The organism is Acinetobacter sp. YH12098, assembly GCF_013419235.1.
Lineage (GTDB): Bacteria > Pseudomonadota > Gammaproteobacteria > Pseudomonadales > Moraxellaceae > Acinetobacter > Acinetobacter amyesii.
In genome coordinates this window covers 71,571-88,221 of record NZ_VPAO01000003.1, presented here as the reverse complement: position 1 = coordinate 88,221, position 16,651 = coordinate 71,571, and the positions used below count along the sequence as shown (strand labels likewise).

17 protein-coding genes, 1 tRNA gene and 1 pseudogene are annotated in these 16,651 nt (G+C 40.2%); 6 read left to right on the top strand and 13 right to left on the bottom strand.

Annotation, left to right across the window (positions count from 1 at the left end; all coding sequences use genetic code 11):
- Positions 1-68 precede the first annotated feature (68 nt).
- From FTU38_RS01615 to FTU38_RS01600, 4 genes and pseudogenes are all read right to left on the bottom strand, one after another.
- Complete coding sequence (locus tag FTU38_RS01615; RefSeq protein WP_180066430.1) at positions 69-536, bottom strand: hypothetical protein; 468 nt, start codon at positions 534-536, stop codon at positions 69-71.
- 3 nt (positions 537-539) lie between these two features.
- Positions 540-842, bottom strand: coding sequence for a hypothetical protein (locus FTU38_RS01610; RefSeq protein WP_180110423.1), 303 nt, complete (start codon positions 840-842; stop codon positions 540-542).
- A 145-nt stretch (positions 843-987) separates the two neighbouring features.
- On the bottom strand, positions 988-1,176 hold the full coding sequence (locus tag FTU38_RS01605; protein WP_180110422.1) for a hypothetical protein: 189 nt from the start codon (positions 1,174-1,176) through the stop codon (positions 988-990).
- 743 nt (positions 1,177-1,919) lie between these two features.
- Positions 1,920-2,708, bottom strand: a pseudogene (locus FTU38_RS01600) (DUF927 domain-containing protein); the annotation flags it as partial.
- A 696-nt stretch (positions 2,709-3,404) separates the two neighbouring features.
- On the opposite strand from FTU38_RS01600, the gene FTU38_RS01595 reads away from it, so the two are divergent.
- Positions 3,405-3,632, top strand: a complete 228-nt coding sequence (locus FTU38_RS01595; RefSeq protein WP_078190515.1) for a hypothetical protein — start codon at positions 3,405-3,407, stop codon at positions 3,630-3,632.
- A gap of 189 nt (positions 3,633-3,821) precedes the next feature.
- Positions 3,822-3,897: transfer RNA gene (locus FTU38_RS01590), tRNA-Thr, on the top strand.
- Positions 3,898-3,948: 51 nt separating this feature from the next.
- Here the strand turns inward: FTU38_RS01590 and FTU38_RS01585 are convergent.
- From FTU38_RS01585 to FTU38_RS01575, 3 genes are all read right to left on the bottom strand, one after another.
- Entirely contained in the window at positions 3,949-4,776 is an 828-nt protein-coding gene (locus tag FTU38_RS01585; protein WP_180002761.1) for a cyclopropane-fatty-acyl-phospholipid synthase family protein, read from the bottom strand.
- Position 4,777: 1 nt separating this feature from the next.
- Positions 4,778-6,076, bottom strand: a complete 1,299-nt coding sequence (locus FTU38_RS01580; RefSeq protein WP_180010613.1) for an FAD-dependent oxidoreductase — start codon at positions 6,074-6,076, stop codon at positions 4,778-4,780.
- 430 nt (positions 6,077-6,506) lie between these two features.
- The gene (locus FTU38_RS01575; RefSeq protein ID WP_180110421.1) at positions 6,507-7,385 is read right to left on the bottom strand and encodes a pirin family protein; all 879 of its coding nucleotides are present in this window, start codon (positions 7,383-7,385) and stop codon (positions 6,507-6,509) included.
- A 327-nt stretch (positions 7,386-7,712) separates the two neighbouring features.
- Between FTU38_RS01575 and ycaC the strand changes: the two genes are divergently transcribed.
- Positions 7,713-8,339, top strand: a complete 627-nt coding sequence (gene ycaC / locus FTU38_RS01570) for an isochorismate family cysteine hydrolase YcaC (RefSeq protein WP_180022376.1) — start codon at positions 7,713-7,715, stop codon at positions 8,337-8,339.
- A 106-nt stretch (positions 8,340-8,445) separates the two neighbouring features.
- Entirely contained in the window at positions 8,446-9,369 is a 924-nt protein-coding gene (locus FTU38_RS01565; protein WP_168378962.1) for a LysR substrate-binding domain-containing protein, read from the top strand.
- 69 nt (positions 9,370-9,438) lie between these two features.
- Here the strand turns inward: FTU38_RS01565 and ahpC are convergent, their stop codons facing one another.
- A complete protein-coding gene (gene ahpC / locus FTU38_RS01560; protein WP_078190520.1) occupies positions 9,439-10,002 on the bottom strand; it encodes an alkyl hydroperoxide reductase subunit C in 564 nt (187 codons plus the stop codon).
- A gap of 162 nt (positions 10,003-10,164) precedes the next feature.
- On the bottom strand, positions 10,165-10,803 hold the full coding sequence (locus FTU38_RS01555; protein ID WP_180108837.1) for a TetR/AcrR family transcriptional regulator: 639 nt from the start codon (positions 10,801-10,803) through the stop codon (positions 10,165-10,167).
- Positions 10,804-10,936: 133 nt separating this feature from the next.
- On the opposite strand from FTU38_RS01555, the gene FTU38_RS01550 reads away from it, so the two are divergent.
- On the top strand, positions 10,937-11,401 hold the full coding sequence (locus tag FTU38_RS01550; RefSeq protein ID WP_180054205.1) for a hotdog fold domain-containing protein: 465 nt from the start codon (positions 10,937-10,939) through the stop codon (positions 11,399-11,401).
- 123 nt (positions 11,402-11,524) lie between these two features.
- Here the strand turns inward: FTU38_RS01550 and ssb are convergent, their stop codons facing one another.
- The 3 genes from ssb to FTU38_RS01535 all read right to left on the bottom strand — a co-directional run bounded on the left by ssb (position 11,525) and on the right by FTU38_RS01535 (position 14,769).
- The gene (gene ssb, locus FTU38_RS01545) at positions 11,525-12,112 is read right to left on the bottom strand and encodes a single-stranded DNA-binding protein (RefSeq protein WP_078193176.1); all 588 of its coding nucleotides are present in this window, start codon (positions 12,110-12,112) and stop codon (positions 11,525-11,527) included.
- 51 nt (positions 12,113-12,163) lie between these two features.
- Complete coding sequence (locus FTU38_RS01540; RefSeq protein ID WP_180110420.1) at positions 12,164-13,528, bottom strand: MFS transporter; 1,365 nt, start codon at positions 13,526-13,528, stop codon at positions 12,164-12,166.
- Positions 13,529-13,683: 155 nt separating this feature from the next.
- Positions 13,684-14,769 (bottom strand): DUF475 domain-containing protein, encoded by a 1,086-nt coding sequence (locus tag FTU38_RS01535; RefSeq protein WP_180110419.1) that lies wholly within the window; start codon positions 14,767-14,769, stop codon positions 13,684-13,686.
- A 207-nt stretch (positions 14,770-14,976) separates the two neighbouring features.
- On the opposite strand from FTU38_RS01535, the gene tenA reads away from it, so the two are divergent.
- A complete protein-coding gene (tenA, locus tag FTU38_RS01530) occupies positions 14,977-15,642 on the top strand; it encodes a thiaminase II (protein ID WP_078193179.1) in 666 nt (221 codons plus the stop codon).
- A 111-nt stretch (positions 15,643-15,753) separates the two neighbouring features.
- Here tenA and FTU38_RS01525 read toward each other — a convergent pair whose 3' ends face one another.
- Positions 15,754-16,476: a hypothetical protein gene (locus tag FTU38_RS01525; protein ID WP_180002745.1), complete on the bottom strand. Its 723-nt coding sequence runs from the start codon at positions 16,474-16,476 to the stop codon at positions 15,754-15,756.
- Positions 16,477-16,651 lie beyond the last annotated feature (175 nt).

The window sequence follows — 16,651 nt, the reverse complement described above, 5'->3', positions numbered from 1 at the left end:
AAAAAATGGGTATATTTAGAATGAAAAAAGGAGCACAAATTACTCCTTTCCCGTGCGATCAAAGATTGCTAAACATAGCGTGCAATGTATTTAATGCCAGACTTTCGCCCAACAGAAAGTGATTGCAGCACAGGTTTTATAAACTGAATTTTTTTAACAATTTGCTCTATTTCAAAGTTGAAGGTATTCCGATTGACTATGCGCTTATACTCATTCTTAGGATCTAAGTAATACGCCGTGATAATTAATACATTTGGTGCAGTAGTTAAACTTTTAAGGATTGAAAACAAATGTTGAAAATAGAATTCCTTATTATTTTTATCCGCCAAATATGTTAGCCGATAAATCAACTCCTCCAAATTATCAGCAATCTTCAGTAATTGCATTTGATAGCTAGATTCATATAACTGGTTGGGCTCTTTACCATTAATTGCTCTTTGGAATTCGTCAATTAAATATTCAATTCCATTGCAGAGCTGAATCGATCGCTCCATATCATCACAATCTAAAGGTCTATACGCTGGCTGCTTAGTCATCAATCATATTCTCCAGTGATTAATTCGAGGGATGTCCTGATCGGTTTTTTCAGTAAAGGCTTTCCACAAATCAACAAATGCTTCACCTGCTTCATAATTTGGCCTACTGCCGAACTCCCAATCATTTACCGTTGATGGTCCTGTGATTGGGAGCAAATAAGCAATTTTTTCATTCGTCATTTCATAATGCTCTTTCAACTCCCTGATCATCTCCAAATAATTTGGTGCGCCGTACCGGATTTCTGTTTTTAGAAAAATTAATCTTTTTGATGCTTCAAAATTATTAAGTTCAACAAAAATACCCATATTCCCCCCTATGCGTTTGATCCCATTAATAAGCAATTTGAGCACTTAAAAAATGGGTGTATTTCCAACAAAACGCGCGCGCGCGCGAGGGAGAGTGCAAAACACCTCTTTTACTCCACTAATTTCACTAAAACTGAATCTTTTTTTAGCTGGCAGCTTGTATATCATTTGCATAATTTTGAGCTTCCACATATCGCTCAGATTTGCGTTCTAAGCGTGAAATAATTTTTAATGTACCTTTAGTTGTTTTTCTAAAGAAAAGCTCACTGTGCTTAAACCAGTAAGAAATTTGACTATATCCATAATCAATCTTTAGGCTAGAAATCAAATCCATTCATAAATTGTGTTTTAACTGTACCTATCATCAAGATAATTCGCCGGCAAGAAATAGATCCAGATAGCTCTCAGAGAGTGATAGATTCTATGGTTGATTCATTGATAGGTTCTGCATCCCAAAAACGGGTACATTCAAAATCCCAAAAACGGGTACATTCAAAACCCCAATTTTGGGAATATTACCGTTTTCGGAATCATCCCATTATTGGGTACATTACCCATGCTGAATAGCCAGGCCAAGATCATCTACAAAATAACTCGAATTATCCACTTCAAATTATCTTGACCTATGCCATGTTTCAGCAGTTAAAAAAGCATTTTAAATTGAGCAAATAACGTGGACAGATATTGTGATTAAATCACTGTCATTCTTATGTTTTTCATTAAGACAAACGACCTATAACCGAAATACAAATTTTGATGTGGTAACGGGAAAAGACATATGCAGGTTTTGATGTGGTAACAGCATTTTTTTGATGTAGTAACATAGTCCGTGTATATAAAATAATCAAAAGTGCGGACAAGATCGATATGAGTTGGTTATATAAAGTTATCCATAAAAACTATTGAATATTGTGATTGTATGCTAATGGAAGACCTCTATAAAGATACTAAGGTTAGCCTATAAAATTGTATTGGGTGAGGTATAAATAGGATTTCAATGGACGTTCACAGAACGTTAATTCCAATCAGCTATTTTTCAATAAACTTTTCTATTTTATCCATGAATGCATTATGGGATGCTATAGCTGCAGCATTGGCCTGGCGAAGTTCATCCAAATTTAAAAAACTATCATTTCTGAGTTCTGCTTCATTCTCTAAAGCGTTATCCGTGGTCCGCCATGATTTGGATATATGCTTTGGATTACCCCATACACTACAGGCTGCTTTAGTAATTGTGCTTTTGCCATCGGTCGATGAGCCATAGATGTGAAAGCCACCACTTTCAGCACCTAGGGGCAAAACCAATTGCCCTGAAAAGGCACATGAAAATGCCAGTACTGCTAAAGCATGAGGTTCAATCAGCCTGCTAAGATCCTGCCATTCATCAAAGGTCCCAGATACGGTATATGGGCTTTTACTGTCACTGTGAAAAAGTAGTTCTTCATCTTCACTGTTGCCATAAGTTTTATTTGGTGTAGCAAAACAATGGCCATGCCATCCAGCACGATCTACGCAACGAAAGCGCTGTTCTATCGGGTAGTCTTGAATGTAGTTAATGAATACATTTTTCTTGTAGGCCTGGCGTGGTGGCATCAGGCCATGGTTGGCAATAATCTTTAAGGCTTCCTGCGCTTCACCCATGAAGTGTTCATAAGGGATTAATAACCGGTGTAGTGTATTATCCTTGTCATGAAACTGAATGACACGCTTCCAGTTGTCATTATTCAAACTGCGAGCTTCGCCTAATATAATGGCTGAATGGCAGATAAAAGTGCGTGTCTGCTTGAGTTCGCCGTCCTCATCTCTTTTTTCTTTGATTAGATATAGGCCACTGTCCATGATATGCAAAAATGAATTGTCATCCATCTATCAGACTGGAATATGTGAGCATCCCCCACGGCGCACCTTGTCCCTCAATTGAGGGAGCAGGGTCACATTTCAAATGCCATCCTTTAGATATACTCATTTAGCACATCGAATCTGAACCGCCAAATCAGACCTAAAACAGGAAAATAGAGGGTACTTTTGCGTGTTGGGGGTATAAATGGGGGTATATGTGGAAATTAAAACAAAAATAATCAATATATAACAACAACTTAAATTAAAAATATGACTCCCTCTTTCAAACCGCCAGAACAAACTGCAATGCCAAGCAGAATGAAGGTCTAAATTGATAAAATTTAGGCCTTTTTTAATTTTATTGTTCTCAATATTAAATATCCCCCCTAATTGATCTTCTATTTGTTTAGCTCAATAACTTCACAGTATTTAAGTCCTGATTGATGGATTTAAATCACACGTTTTTTTCCTAATGCACGACTTATGGATTTTTTATTGGCAGTAAGAAAGACACGTTTATTTACAAATACAAATTTTATATTCTAAAGACAATTACTTAAGCCTATGCTAAAAATAAATCATCCTCTCAATATAGGTGCTATTCAAAAAATTATTCATTAATTTAAACATCATAGAACTGAAACGCGATTGCGGTACTTTTAACTTGATCAACGAAAAACTTAAAAAACACCTTTCATATATCACTGCTATTCGGGAGAGAACATGAATAACAGCCAGAATTATGTTAAGCAGATCAAGAACGCCAAACGTGGTGGCTATACCCCAACCCTTGCCAAAGACATCAATAAACATAAAATTCAAAAAGCACAGCGTCTGATTGACGAATGGCGAAAGCTCGCCAATGAACTCCGCCCCCAAATGCAACTGGAGATGGCATATACACTTGAAGAATGCGCACAGGATCTAGACCAAATTTTAAGAATGAAATAGCACTCAACGTTCATCCATCCTATTTTTTCGCCCACATCTTGTGGGCGAAACATTGCCTAATTTTATTTCTCTGGTTTTAGAGCCAAACATCGGTTGAATGCTGAATAAATCAAACGTATAAATTACATTCGATTTGCTGTTTTTTTAACTTGCACCACTTCAAAAAATCTGTAGAATGCATTCCACAACGCCGGCATAGCTCAGTTGGTAGAGCAACTGACTTGTAATCAGTAGGTCCACAGTTCGAATCCGTGTGCCGGCACCATTTCTTAGCCTCGCTTTTTAGTGAGGCTTTGATGTTTTTAGAGCCGCTCTTTTATGGCTTCCTCGCGCTAATCTGCACATAACGAATCAGCCCGTCTCGATACAACTTCTCACACAATTTTGCCGTCATCTTGATTTTGAATTGATCCACATGACTCAGGCTCATCTGACTTTTTTGTTCTTGAATATAATCGGCAAAACCCTGAAATACGAATTCGCTGATATCTTCAATCTGGATATTTTCGAAACCTGCCTGTTGCACTTGGTGTTGTAAATTTTGCTTTGAATTTAAATTTTTCAAATTCACATCTGCTGCTTTCAACAGACTTTGATATTTCAATCGTTGCACTGAATTTAAATTCAAAAACGCATCGGACAACATCAAATAGTGAAAAGCAAAGCGTCCCTTTGAATTCAAAACATTAACAACTGATAAAAGCAATAAATTCAAATCACTATGATACGCAGCATCAATACACAGTACGGCATCCATACAGTTTTGTGGATAAATATTTTTTAAATTCAAAAATGAATCTTGTTGTATTTTGATTTTTGAATTTAAATTTTTTTGGATTTTTTCCACACATTCGGTTTGCAATTCGACTGCGGATAAGTTTTGAATTTGAAAATGTTCCATCCAAAAAACCAAGCTCGCGCCCTGCCCACAACCAAGGTCTAAAACACGATCTGTAGATTTTAATTGAATGGATTCGGCAAGATGGAAAGCGAGTTTTTGACAGGCTGCAGGATAGGATGATTTTGCATCATTCCAATAGCCCAAATTGCTCCAAGCAAGCTCCGCATCATCTCCGAGTAGTCGACTGTTAATCGCATATTTATGGCTAGGGACGTACTGACGAATTGCTTGAAGCCATTTCATGTTAGTAACCGAGTTGAGGGGCAACCTCCACTTTAGGTTTTAAACCCACAAACGGCAATGGCGCACCAAAAATTTCTGCAATATGCATAGCAGACGTTACCGCAGACTCTAAAATCGGCAGACCATCGCAAGACCATGAGCCACAAAAGAAGACTTTACGCTCAGGGGATAAATGTCGTTGCTGTAACTCTTTATTCAGCGCCACCGTATGTGAATCCACCACTGCGCGTGTCAAACTGACCGAAGAGATCACTTTTTTAGGATCAATCGGTGTCACTGGCTGCCAAGTTTGGAACACTGGAGTTTTACCCACCAAGCTCGGCTCGATTGAGTTAAGCCACACGGTAAATTGCTGACGAGTAAATTTACGATCCATCATATAACTTAGTACAGACCAATCTTTACGCTTCGGCGGCATCACCGTTTGATCAGTGTGGATCACCAACTGACCTTGCTCAAATTTAAATTTCTTTAAGAGCTCAATATCGTCAGCAAACTGAGTAGAATCTAAAAATTCTTCCGTTTTGGTGGTTGGTGTCGCAACAACCACGCGATCGAATAGATGATGTGCACCGGCCTCAGTTTCCACCAAGACTTTATTGTCTTGCTCGTGCACTTTGGTAATTGCCGTACCACTTTGAATATTTAAACCTTCAATCAGTTTATCAACCAACGCAGGTGTACCACCTTGGATACGCAACAAGGCATCACCATTGGTCAATTGACGCAAGAAAATCAACAGCGGTTTCGCAGGCCATTCGCCAATCGTTTTCGGGTTACAAGTGCAAATGGTATACAACACAGGCATGACCGCACCATGCCAAAATACTTCTTCAATTTCATTTTTATTAATGAATTCAGCAAGCGTAATGTCCTGATTTTTTGATTTAAAAAATCGAGTGATCGCGGCTTTGAGTTGCAACATTCCTTTGACTAAACGCCAGCCATATTGTTGTAAGCCTTTACGATTATTAATAATTGGGAAATTACCAATACGGCTACGACTGGTGGTCAACCACGTTTCTGTACGATCTTCAAATAGCCAACTGCATGCCATATAGGTACGGACTGGGAAGGTTTTAATCCCTAAATGGGTCGCCAAACTTAAGGTATTTTTCCAGAGGTGTGGATTCATCACACGCAAAGGGGCATCGATCAAGCCGCCTTCAAACTCAGTGCTGTGGCTATCCATACCACGACCAGGCAGAGCTTCGAAAATTGTAATGTTATGCCCTGCGTCTTTAAGAATTCTTGCGGTAGCCAGCCCAGCCATGCCACTACCGATGACTGCAATTTCCAATTTTCTTTTCCATCTATAAAACACAGTTTAAAAGTATGACTGATCAGAAGTTAAAAATAGCTATTAAAAAATACCAGATTCGCACTTTTTGTATGGATTTCAGTACAGCCGTTTTTAAGTTAAATTTACAAATATTTACAGTCAAAAAGCACACAATTTAAGCTTTGTTTTTTAAACATATTTTTCTTTAAAATTTTAATTACCCTATAAAACCAAACAATTAAATTAACCATTTTTATAACTTTCGGTTTACTTTAAAGCCAAGTCCCGCTAAGATGCGCCACATAAGAAAGTGATAAATTCATCACAATTTATCAAAAGTAAAATGATATTTAAATCATGACAACTATAAATACTACAGCGCTCAATAAAAAAGCCTCTGACTGTTCAGAGGCTTTTTTTTCGGCTATTTCAACGGCATGAATTTCACTTAAGCCTCATGCGCTAGCGCAATTTCACCAAATTTTCCGTTATTGAAATCATCAAAGGCTTGAATAATTTCAGCTTTGCTATTCATCACAAATGGGCCATAACCTTGAATCGGCTCATTTAGTGGCTCACCGCTAAGTAACAGAAATTGTGTGTCCTGCAACGCTTGTAGCTGAATGGCGATATCATCTTTGGCAAACATGACCATCGAACTGTCTTGCACTTTATGGCTTTCATTCACCACAACCTCACCCTTCAAGACCACCAAAATGGTGTTATGTCCTTCAGGTACATGTAAGGTGGTTTCATATTGAGCTTTCAATTCACCATCCCAGACATTCACTGGACTAAAGGTTTGTGCAGGCCCAAGGTGACCACCCATTTCACCAGCAATCACCCGAATATGCCCTGCACCTTCATCCATGTCTATGCGAGGAATATCTTGGCGTGTGATCGCTTGATAACGAGGCTGGGTCATTTTGTCTTTTGCCGGTAAATTCACCCACAATTGAACCATCTCAAAAAGACCACCTGCTTGAGCAAATTCAGGCGAATGAAATTCTTCATGCACCAGACCCGACCCTGCGGTCATCCATTGCACATCGCCTGTTTGAATTGTGCCGCCACCACCACTTGAGTCCTTATGAGTCACTTCACCGCTGTAGGCGATAGTCACCGTTTCAAAACCACGATGTGGATGTGAACCTACACCATGCCGTGCAGTGGTGGGATCGAACTGATAAGGTACCGCATAATCCAAAAGCAAAAATGGGCTAATCGCCTGACCTAGACGATCATAGGAAAATAAGCTTTTGACTGGAAAACCATCGCCCACCCAGTGCATTTGCTGATTACGATAAACACCAATTACTTTTTTCATTTCTTAGCTCCTATATTCATACGATAGGATGAACATAGCGCTTATTTTAAGCTTTGAAATACTTGATGGCCATCATCCAGATAGCATTCTATATCTCAAATTTAGAACAATACTCAGACATACAATCTGCACCTCACTCAAAACCAAGCATTAATTCAGAAATTCTAAGCTTTAAGTCATATATAACGATGAATTATCCCAATTTTATGATTGAGCTTCTCATTTAAACCCATTTCATTGTCTCATTTTTACAACTATTCTAAATCTAGTTAACACGCAGATTTCATCTGATCCTGCGTACTTGCAAACAGGAAAGAGGACAATAAAATGGGCAAACCTTACGTTCGTTTAGACAAAGATAATGCCGCGGTACTTTTAGTTGACCATCAAACAGGTCTACTTTCATTGGTTCGCGACATTGATCCAGATAAATTTAAAAATAATGTGCTCGCACTGGCTGCAGCCGCAAAATATTTTAATCTTCCAACGATTCTCACCACCAGTTTTGAACAAGGTCCAAACGGTCCATTGGTTCCAGAACTAAAAGAGATGTTCCCTGACGCACCTTATATTGCACGCCCAGGTCAAATTAATGCTTGGGACAATGAAGACTTTGTGAAAGCCGTCAAAGCAACAGGCAAAAAGCAATTGATTATTGCCGGTGTAGTGACTGAGGTTTGTGTTGCATTTCCAACCTTGTCTGCTTTAGAAGAAGACTTTGACGTCTTTGTGGTGACCGATGCTTCAGGTACATTCAACCATTTAACCCGTGACTCAGCTTGGCAACGTATGACGCAAGCGGGTGCGCAGCTTATGACGTGGTTTGGTACCGCGTGTGAATTACACCGCGACTGGCGTAATGATATTGAAGGTTTAGGTGCGCTTTTCGGCAACCATATACCGGACTACCGCAACCTAATCAACAGCTATACGCAAAATACTGAAAAGAAATAATCCTTCAGTAGTAAAAAGCGGCTTCGAGCCGCTTTTTTTATACCTGATGTATAAATTGACGTATGATGATTTGAATTGAAATAATTTTCACTGCATAAGGTGATCCATGCATTCATTTGATGATTATTACTACTTTTACTTGGTGGTGAAACATGGCGGTTTTAGCGCTGCAAGTGAAGCATCGAATATTACAAAATCAAAATTAAGCCGACGCATTTTAGATCTTGAAGCCAAATATAATGTCACCCTTATTCAGCGTTCTACCCGACACTTTAAGGTCACGACATTAGGCCAAGAATTGTATGAAGAATGCATAAAAGTAATCGAACAAGTTGAATGTGCGCATCAGGTGCTCCTGAAGCAAAAAAGTGAACTTGAAGGCTTGGTTAAAATTAGTTGTCCACCGGTCATGATGGAACATCAAATTCGCCCCTTGTTAAATCAATTTTTAAAAGATCATCCCAAAGTTCAGGTCGAACTTGAGCTGTCTAGCCGCCGTGTAGATGTCTTGCATGACGACATTGATTTAGCGATTCGTACCAATTTTAGTAAAAATGAAGACTCGAGCATTATTGTACGTGACGTGATTAAAACCGTGCATTGCTTAGTGATTAGTCCTGAACTTTTACAAGGACGCGAGTTAAAGCATATTTTCGAATTGACAGAATTTCCGAGTATCGTTTTGGGTACACAGAAAAACCGCTATCAATGGCATTTGCATCATACGGGACAGCAAGAGCAGATTGAAATTGCCTTACAACCTCGGATTAAAAGCAATGACTTAGCCGGTGCTTATTATGCGGTACTCGATGGTTTAGGCATCGCAGACTTACCGTATTTAACGGTACAAGCAGATATTGAGGCAGGTCGTTTAATTCACCTCTTCCCCGAATGGTGCTCAAATGTCGGTACGGTACAATTGGTATATGCTTCGCGAAAAGGTCAGCGCCTAGTCATGGAAAGATTAATTGACTATTTAGTCGCTGGAATTCGTGACTATGCTCCGGAGCATGATGGCTATTTAGTTTAATGTTCTAGACCACAAAAAAAAGCCAGAACTGAGTTCTGGCTTTTTTAAATCTACGGTTGGATCACTAAATTAGATTTTACCCACTAGGTCGATCGATGGTGCAAGCGTCGCTTCACCTTCTTTCCATTTTGCAGGACATACTTCACCTGGGTGTGCATGTACATATTGAGCAGCTTTTACTTTACGCATCAATTCAGAAGCATCACGGCCGATACCACCTGCGTTGATTTCAACGATTTGGATTTTACCTTCAGGGTCGATCACGAAAGTACCACGGTCAGCAAGACCATCCGCTTCAATTAAAACATCAAAGTTTTTCGCAAGTGTCCAAGTTGGATCGCCAACCATTGGGTATTCGATTTTCTTAATTTCTTCAGAAGAATCGTGCCAAGCTTTATGCGTGAAGTGTGTATCAGTAGATACTGAATAAATTTCTACACCCATTTTTTTGAATTCAGCATAGTGATCAGCAAGATCGCCTAATTCTGTTGGACATACAAAAGTAAAGTCAGCAGGATAGAAGAACACCACAGACCATTTACCGTAGAAGTCTTTTTCTGAAACTTCAATAAATTGACCGTCTTGGTAAGCGGTAGCGTTAAATGGTTTTACTTCAGTATTAATTAAACTCATTTGATATTCCTCTAACTCATTTCAGGGATTGCTTATCTGTTGAAGCTAGAATACGAAATATCAAACCATAGGTAAAACCGAACTTTTTTATAAAAACTATCGGATTTTTAGATTTGTTATTTAAATCAATCTTTGCCTTTCCATCGTGCAAACCAATCAAGTTCAATGGGTGCAAGCCTTTATATCCATAAAGAGGGTCTGCCAAGCAGCCTGTGTAAACTGTTGTTTATAGTGTGATGGTGGCGTTTTGACTTTATGTGATAACCATGCCCGACAATAATTTTCCGTTGCCCCTAAGACCAATGACATCATTAATTCTTTGGGTAAATGCTCAATCAAATGCCAATCGGGTTGTGCGGTCAACCAATCCAGTAGTGCGCTATTGCGTTGCAAATTATGTTTTTTTAACTCGGCTTGTAGCGTTTCCTTACGCATACTAAACCCTGCCGCATACAAGAATCCTGCAAAATCTGGATACGCTTCGACCCAGTCGATATACGAGCACAAAATGGCTTGAATGCCTTCCTGCAGCGATTGGGCCTGTGTCAATGCATCTGCCCTTTTCACAAATTGATCTTGCAACGCCGCAAAATACAATGCCGCCACTAAACCATCTTTATTTTTAAAATGATGGTAAATCGCACCAACACTGGTCTCTGCACGGTCTCTCACATGTTCAATCGTCGTCGTTTCAATCCCTTGCTCTAAAAAACATGCAAGGGCTTCTCCTAAGATCTGCCGTTTAAGTTCCGCTCGGCGACCACTGTAAATTCGTTGCAATAATGCTTGATTTGACGACATCGATACCTTCCCTTTGATCGGGGCATTTTAAAACAATGTTGGCTTTTTTTAATAGCTGTGACGTCATTTACGCCATTAACAGAACAATATTCTGTATTAGAATTATATTCTGAATAATGAAGGATAATTAAGCATGAGCCAAGCATTAAAATTATGGAAGACCTTCCAAAACAAACCCGCAGGGAAATGGACTTTTTCAAAATTGCTGTGTTTGAAAGCACCGTATTTCAGCAGTATTTCGCCTGTTTTTGATGAATTAAAGCCCCAATACTGTGAACTACATATAAAAAAACAGCGCAGCGTGCTGAATCATATTGGCACTGTCCACGCGATTGCCATGTGTAATATGGCCGAATTGGCTGGCGGTACCATGACGGATGTAACCGTTCCGAGCAGCCATCGTTGGATTCCCAAAGGCATGACTGTGGAATATTTGAAAAAAGCCGATACAGATTTAACGGCCATTGCCACGCCTGTCGATGCTAATTTTACGTGGAATGCAGGGAGTGATTATTTGGTGAATGTAGTGGTGAACAACACGCGTAATGAAGCCGTTTTTAAAGCCGTAATTACCATGTGGGTTTCTGCAAAAAAATAAGTCGTCGACTCAATTGTAAAATAAAACTGATCTTTCAAGATGAGACCTGCGAAAAAAAACCCTCAAGATTGAGGGCTTTTTTTGATGATGATCTACCGTTTTAAACGCTGTGTTTAAGGTTCATTAGAACGGTAAGTCATCATCTAAATCTGCTGCTGCAGGAGCCGGTGTCGGTGCAGGCTGTTGTTTTGGCGCAAAACCACCTGGGTTGTTATTGCCATAGCTATTGCCTTGAGCCGGTTGGTTATTGCCATAACCGCCTTGGTTTGAGCTATTACCGTAGCCACCTTGGTTTTGGTTATTGTTATAACCACCTTGTTGATTATTAAAACGAGGCTGACCAAAATCACCGCCTTGACCTTGTTCGCCTTGTTGGCGATTATTGTCAAGCATTTGCATTTGTTCACCACGAATTTCAGTCGTGTAACGCTCTTGACCGCCTTGATCTGTCCACTGACGAGTACGTAATGAACCTTCAATATAAACTTTAGAACCTTTGCGCAAATATTGCTGTGCAATTTCACCTAAGCGGTTATGTAACACAATACGGTGCCATTCTGTTTGCTCTTTACGTTCACCTGTATTTTTATCTGTCCATGAATCACTCGTTGCAATTGAGAACTGAGTGAGAGAACCACCATTTGGGAAAGTTTTTGTTTCAGGGTCACGACCTAAAGTACCAACTAAAATGACCTTATTTACACCACGCATCAGACGTATTCTTCCTATTTGTTTCTATTATTTACTTTATAAGAGTTATGCTTAAATGGCTACCTCTTTCCCTAACAAGTGCGTTAAATGTTGTCGCGCAGATTCATCCATCTGCTGCTTATCCACTTTTACATAAGCCACTTGCTGGTCAGACATCACCACAACTTCTTCAATACCACGAATTGCTAAAAGCTGAGAAGTCCATTCATCCGTTTCTTTATCTTCAGGCAAACTAAACACCATAGACGATAAATAACGCGGCTGAGCCAATCCAAAACTAATGATCAACCATAAAATAGCTAGACCTGTCAGGATGCCCCATCCCATTGCCGTATCATTTAGCAACAAAAGTTGCCCGCCAATTATACCACCAAAAAATGCCCCCAGAAACTGACTGCTGGCGTTCACGCCCATGGCTGTCGCTTTAGACTGAATTGGAGCCGCTTTCGATAACCATGACGGTAATAATGCTTCCATCACATTAAATGCAATAAAGAATAATCCTAAGCCAGTAAGCAGAATATATTTAGATTCGAAACCAAAAATTAAGATGCCCAATCCTAGAATAATGCCACCAATGGCGGTCAAGAAAATGCCGCGCATTTTGCGATATTTTTCCGCCAGAATAATGCTCGGAAAGGCAAAAAACAGGCTCACGACCAAAAGCGGCAAATATACCAGACCATGCGAATGCAAGGGAATATTGGCGAAGTCAATCAACTGAGATGGCACATAAATAAACATCGCTGTGAGCAGTAAATGCAATGAAAAGACTGAAACATGTAAACGATTTAGATCAGGCATTTTCAGTACTTGCTTTAACTGCGTCAGATAACCTTGTTGAAAATTTTTATGATGACGCGTTACTTTCGGTACCAATAGCAACATCGCAATCGCGGCAAGTCCCATGATGGTGGTCACCCAAAATAAACCCGAGATGCCGACTAAACCTGTGAGCCAAGGCCCAAGGCTGAACGCGACCACAAAGGACAAACCGATACTCATCCCCATCATCGCCATGGCTTTAGTACGCTGTTCTTCACGTGTGACATCGGCTAACAAAGCCATCACCACCGCAGATACAGCACCACCACCAGCAATCGCACGCCCGATAATTACGCCATAGATACTATCGGACATCGCCGCAATTGCACCGCCTAAAGCGAACAACAGCAGCCCGATCACCACCAACGGTTTCCGGCTATAACGGTCTGCAATCAAACTAAACGGGATCTGTAAAATCGCTTGAGTTAAACCATAAACACCCACCGCTAAACCAATAAGTGCTGGTGTTGCCCCTGCATATTGCTGACCTGCCACAGAGAAAACAGGAATAATCATGAACAGCCCCAGCATACGTAAGGCGAAAATACTACTCAAAGCAAAAGTTGAGCGTCGTTCAAGAGCATTCATCATAGCTGGTTAAAAATTCATTAATCTTGGAATGGGATTATAGGACATTCAGCTTAAAGCGAAGCAAGATTTTTATTGATTTTAAATATCCTGATGATTGGACAAATAAAAAGCGCAGCTGACGCTGCGCTTTTTGGGAGATTTTAGGCAAATTTAAATTAGCCTAGACTTTCTTGACGCTTTTTATATTGAATTGAGGCAATCACAGCCCAAACAATAAATGCCACACCAATTAGACCTGTTACCACTTCAGGGACATGCAGACCTGTGCCACTCGCCAACATAATGAAGGCCAAAGCACCAATCGCATAATGCGCACCATGTTCAAGGAAGATATAAGCATCTAAGGTGCCTTTATCCACCAAGTATATGGTCATCGAACGCACGAACATAGCACCAATAGCAAGACCGAGCATAATGATTACCACATCAGAGGTAATCGCAAATGCACCAATCACACCATCAAAACTGAATGAGGCATCGAGTACTTCAAGGTAAAGGAAACCACCAAAACCTGCTTTGATCACGCCCGTCGGTACGCCATTTGCGTCATGTCCAACCGCATTACCGTTTTCATCAACTTCAGGTTCACCACCCAATAAATGACTCAGTACTTGGACACCGATATACACCACGATCCCCCAGATACCCGCCATCACTACCGCTAGACGAGAGACTTCGGCCACGTTTGCTGCCATTACCAATAACGCAATTAGGGCAATAAACACGGACATCGCAGGAACGTTTGCAAGATTGGCCAAACGGCGCTCTAGCCAACGGAACCAATGGGTATCTTTCCCTTCATCTAAGAAGAAGTTCAGGAACACCAACAATAAGAAAGCACCACCAAAGGCCGCAATTTCTGCATGATGTGCCATCAATTTTGCAGAGTATTCAATTGGATTATTCAACGCCATTTGAACCACTTCCATTGCGCCCATGTCAGCCGTTACAGCAACAATGACGATTGGGAAAATCAAACGCATACCGAATACAGCAATCACGATCCCGACGGTTAAGAAAATCATTTTCCAGAAATGATCCCAACCACGGAGTACCGATGCATTCACTACAGCGTTATCAAATGACAATGATACTTCCATCACTGCCAAAATTGCAGTAATGGTCAGTGCTGTCAGCATGGCTTGCACGCCTGCATTTGGGCCATGATTCAGACCCCAATATGCAGAAATGGCAAGACACACGATCGTAAAGACGATTGAGAAACCAAAATGTTTCATCATGATAGATCGACCTATTCATTCAATAAGATTTCAAAATGAGGGAATACCCAGTTTGAAGCTAAGTTTATGGCGCAATTATGCCGCTTTTCAGGATTGAAACCAAAAATTATTCGTTACATTTTGAATAAACACTCTAAGATGGAGGCTCTCAATTACATCGCATCATGGTGTAGACCCGTCTTTCATTTTTAACGACAGGAATGTTCAATGCGTTTTTCTGAAGAAGTTTGGCAACGTAATACCGCGTTATATCAGCAGATTCTCCATCTACCGTTTAATCAGGAATTGGCTCAGGGCAGCTTAAGCCGCGATGCCTTTTGCCACTATGTCATTCAGGATGCCCATTATTTATTGGCCTATGGTCGTGCGCTTGCAGTGTGTGCAGCCAAGGCGTTTGATGCCGACGATGTGATTCAGTTTTCTGAAGCGGCAAAAATTGCCATCGTGGTGGAACGTAGTCTGCACAATGACTTTATGCAAGGTTTCAACATTAGCAAAGAACAGTTTGAAAATACTCCACTGACCCTTGCCTGTCATCATTACACTTCGTTTCTAACGGCAACAGCATGGTCAGAAAGTTACCCTGTGGTCCTTGCCTCACTCCTGCCTTGCTTTTGGATCTATGCGGAAGTCGGCAAAGCCATTGTCAGCCAATCTGTACCGAATAACCCTTACCAAGCATGGATCGATACCTACTCAGGTGAAGACTTCAATACTGCTGTGCAAAACGTGATTCAAACTATTGATCGAGTGGCGGCTCGCTGCGATGCAGATACACGTGAAAAAATGCATGCGGCTTATACGAACGGCGCAAAATTAGAATGGATGTTCTGGGACAGCGCGTATCAACAGCGGACATGGCCTGTAGAATAAACCTTTGATTTAAACTGTATAAAAAATTAAGGATCTAAAATTGCTTTTAGATCCTTTTTTAATATGGTTAGATTCGGTTTTTAGAATGACCATGCACGATCATTTCAGGCATTAGCGTTTAAAACGATACCATCCGAGAAAAATCCCCATCGCGATAATCACCAAAAAAATCGCAAAACGTGCTTCACGCAACTCACTGCGTGCTGCTTTGCGTTCCTGCATCTCTTCTGAATGAAATTGTGATTTGACCATCGGATCTAGTTGAGCAATAGCCAATAAATCTTTGGGCTTTTCACCTTTGCCTAAAATGAAATAAAGCCCTTTGACTTGCATTTCATTGAGTTTTCCCAGTTCAATATTCAGTTGAGTAGCTTGTGCATTATAGTCAGGCACCCAATCTTCTACGCGGGCATATACATGGGCACGACTAATATCAAAGATTGATGCATCCTGCACTTTCTTGCCAGTTTGATCTTCCAGTTGTTCACTCAAATCTGAGAATTGGGACAGTACATAGTCTTTTTTCTGTGCCAACTGTACACCATCAAAAGCATACTCTTGTATTTTTTGTGCAGGATTATTTTTCAACAATAAACCTTGCGGAACGACTTTAAAGTCCAGAACAGTATTGTCAGGGACTTGGTTGGTTTGCAGTACCATATAGACCACAGACCATAGCTGTTCATTTTGCCCGACCGCAGGCACGCTCACGCTATAACGCTGCTCGGCTACCGGGTCAATAAACTGTTCAAACGCGAGGATTTGACTGTCTTCAGCCCACAGGATTTGACTTGAAAACATGAGGCAGATGATCACCCAAAATTGTTTTAACATTATTTGCTCTTATCATGATTATTTTCTGTTCTGGCAGAATTATAATTAATTATTCAAATACTTACATTTTAAATCACACATTTAGTGATTGGAAATTCATCATAATTTAATACAAATCTATTGTTTTATAAATGATCTAGAACCGATAAAAAGTTAATCTGAAACAGCATCGATA

Coding starts and splice junctions, on each gene's coding strand:
- FTU38_RS01615 (WP_180066430.1), bottom strand. CDS start 536: ATGACTAAGCAGCCAGCGTATAGACCTTTAGATTGTGATGATATGGAG.
- FTU38_RS01610 (WP_180110423.1), bottom strand. CDS start 842: ATGGGTATTTTTGTTGAACTTAATAATTTTGAAGCATCAAAAAGATTA.
- FTU38_RS01605 (WP_180110422.1), bottom strand. CDS start 1,176: ATGGATTTGATTTCTAGCCTAAAGATTGATTATGGATATAGTCAAATT.
- FTU38_RS01595 (WP_078190515.1), top strand. CDS start 3,405: ATGAATAACAGCCAGAATTATGTTAAGCAGATCAAGAACGCCAAACGT.
- FTU38_RS01585 (WP_180002761.1), bottom strand. CDS start 4,776: ATGAAATGGCTTCAAGCAATTCGTCAGTACGTCCCTAGCCATAAATAT.
- FTU38_RS01575 (WP_180110421.1), bottom strand. CDS start 7,385: ATGAAAAAAGTAATTGGTGTTTATCGTAATCAGCAAATGCACTGGGTG.
- ycaC (WP_180022376.1), top strand. CDS start 7,713: ATGGGCAAACCTTACGTTCGTTTAGACAAAGATAATGCCGCGGTACTT.
- FTU38_RS01565 (WP_168378962.1), top strand. CDS start 8,446: ATGCATTCATTTGATGATTATTACTACTTTTACTTGGTGGTGAAACAT.
- ahpC (WP_078190520.1), bottom strand. CDS start 10,002: ATGAGTTTAATTAATACTGAAGTAAAACCATTTAACGCTACCGCTTAC.
- FTU38_RS01555 (WP_180108837.1), bottom strand. CDS start 10,803: ATGTCGTCAAATCAAGCATTATTGCAACGAATTTACAGTGGTCGCCGA.
- FTU38_RS01550 (WP_180054205.1), top strand. CDS start 10,937: ATGAGCCAAGCATTAAAATTATGGAAGACCTTCCAAAACAAACCCGCA.
- ssb (WP_078193176.1), bottom strand. CDS start 12,112: ATGCGTGGTGTAAATAAGGTCATTTTAGTTGGTACTTTAGGTCGTGAC.
- FTU38_RS01540 (WP_180110420.1), bottom strand. CDS start 13,528: ATGATGAATGCTCTTGAACGACGCTCAACTTTTGCTTTGAGTAGTATT.
- FTU38_RS01535 (WP_180110419.1), bottom strand. CDS start 14,769: ATGATGAAACATTTTGGTTTCTCAATCGTCTTTACGATCGTGTGTCTT.
- tenA (WP_078193179.1), top strand. CDS start 14,977: ATGCGTTTTTCTGAAGAAGTTTGGCAACGTAATACCGCGTTATATCAG.
- FTU38_RS01525 (WP_180002745.1), bottom strand. CDS start 16,476: ATGTTAAAACAATTTTGGGTGATCATCTGCCTCATGTTTTCAAGTCAA.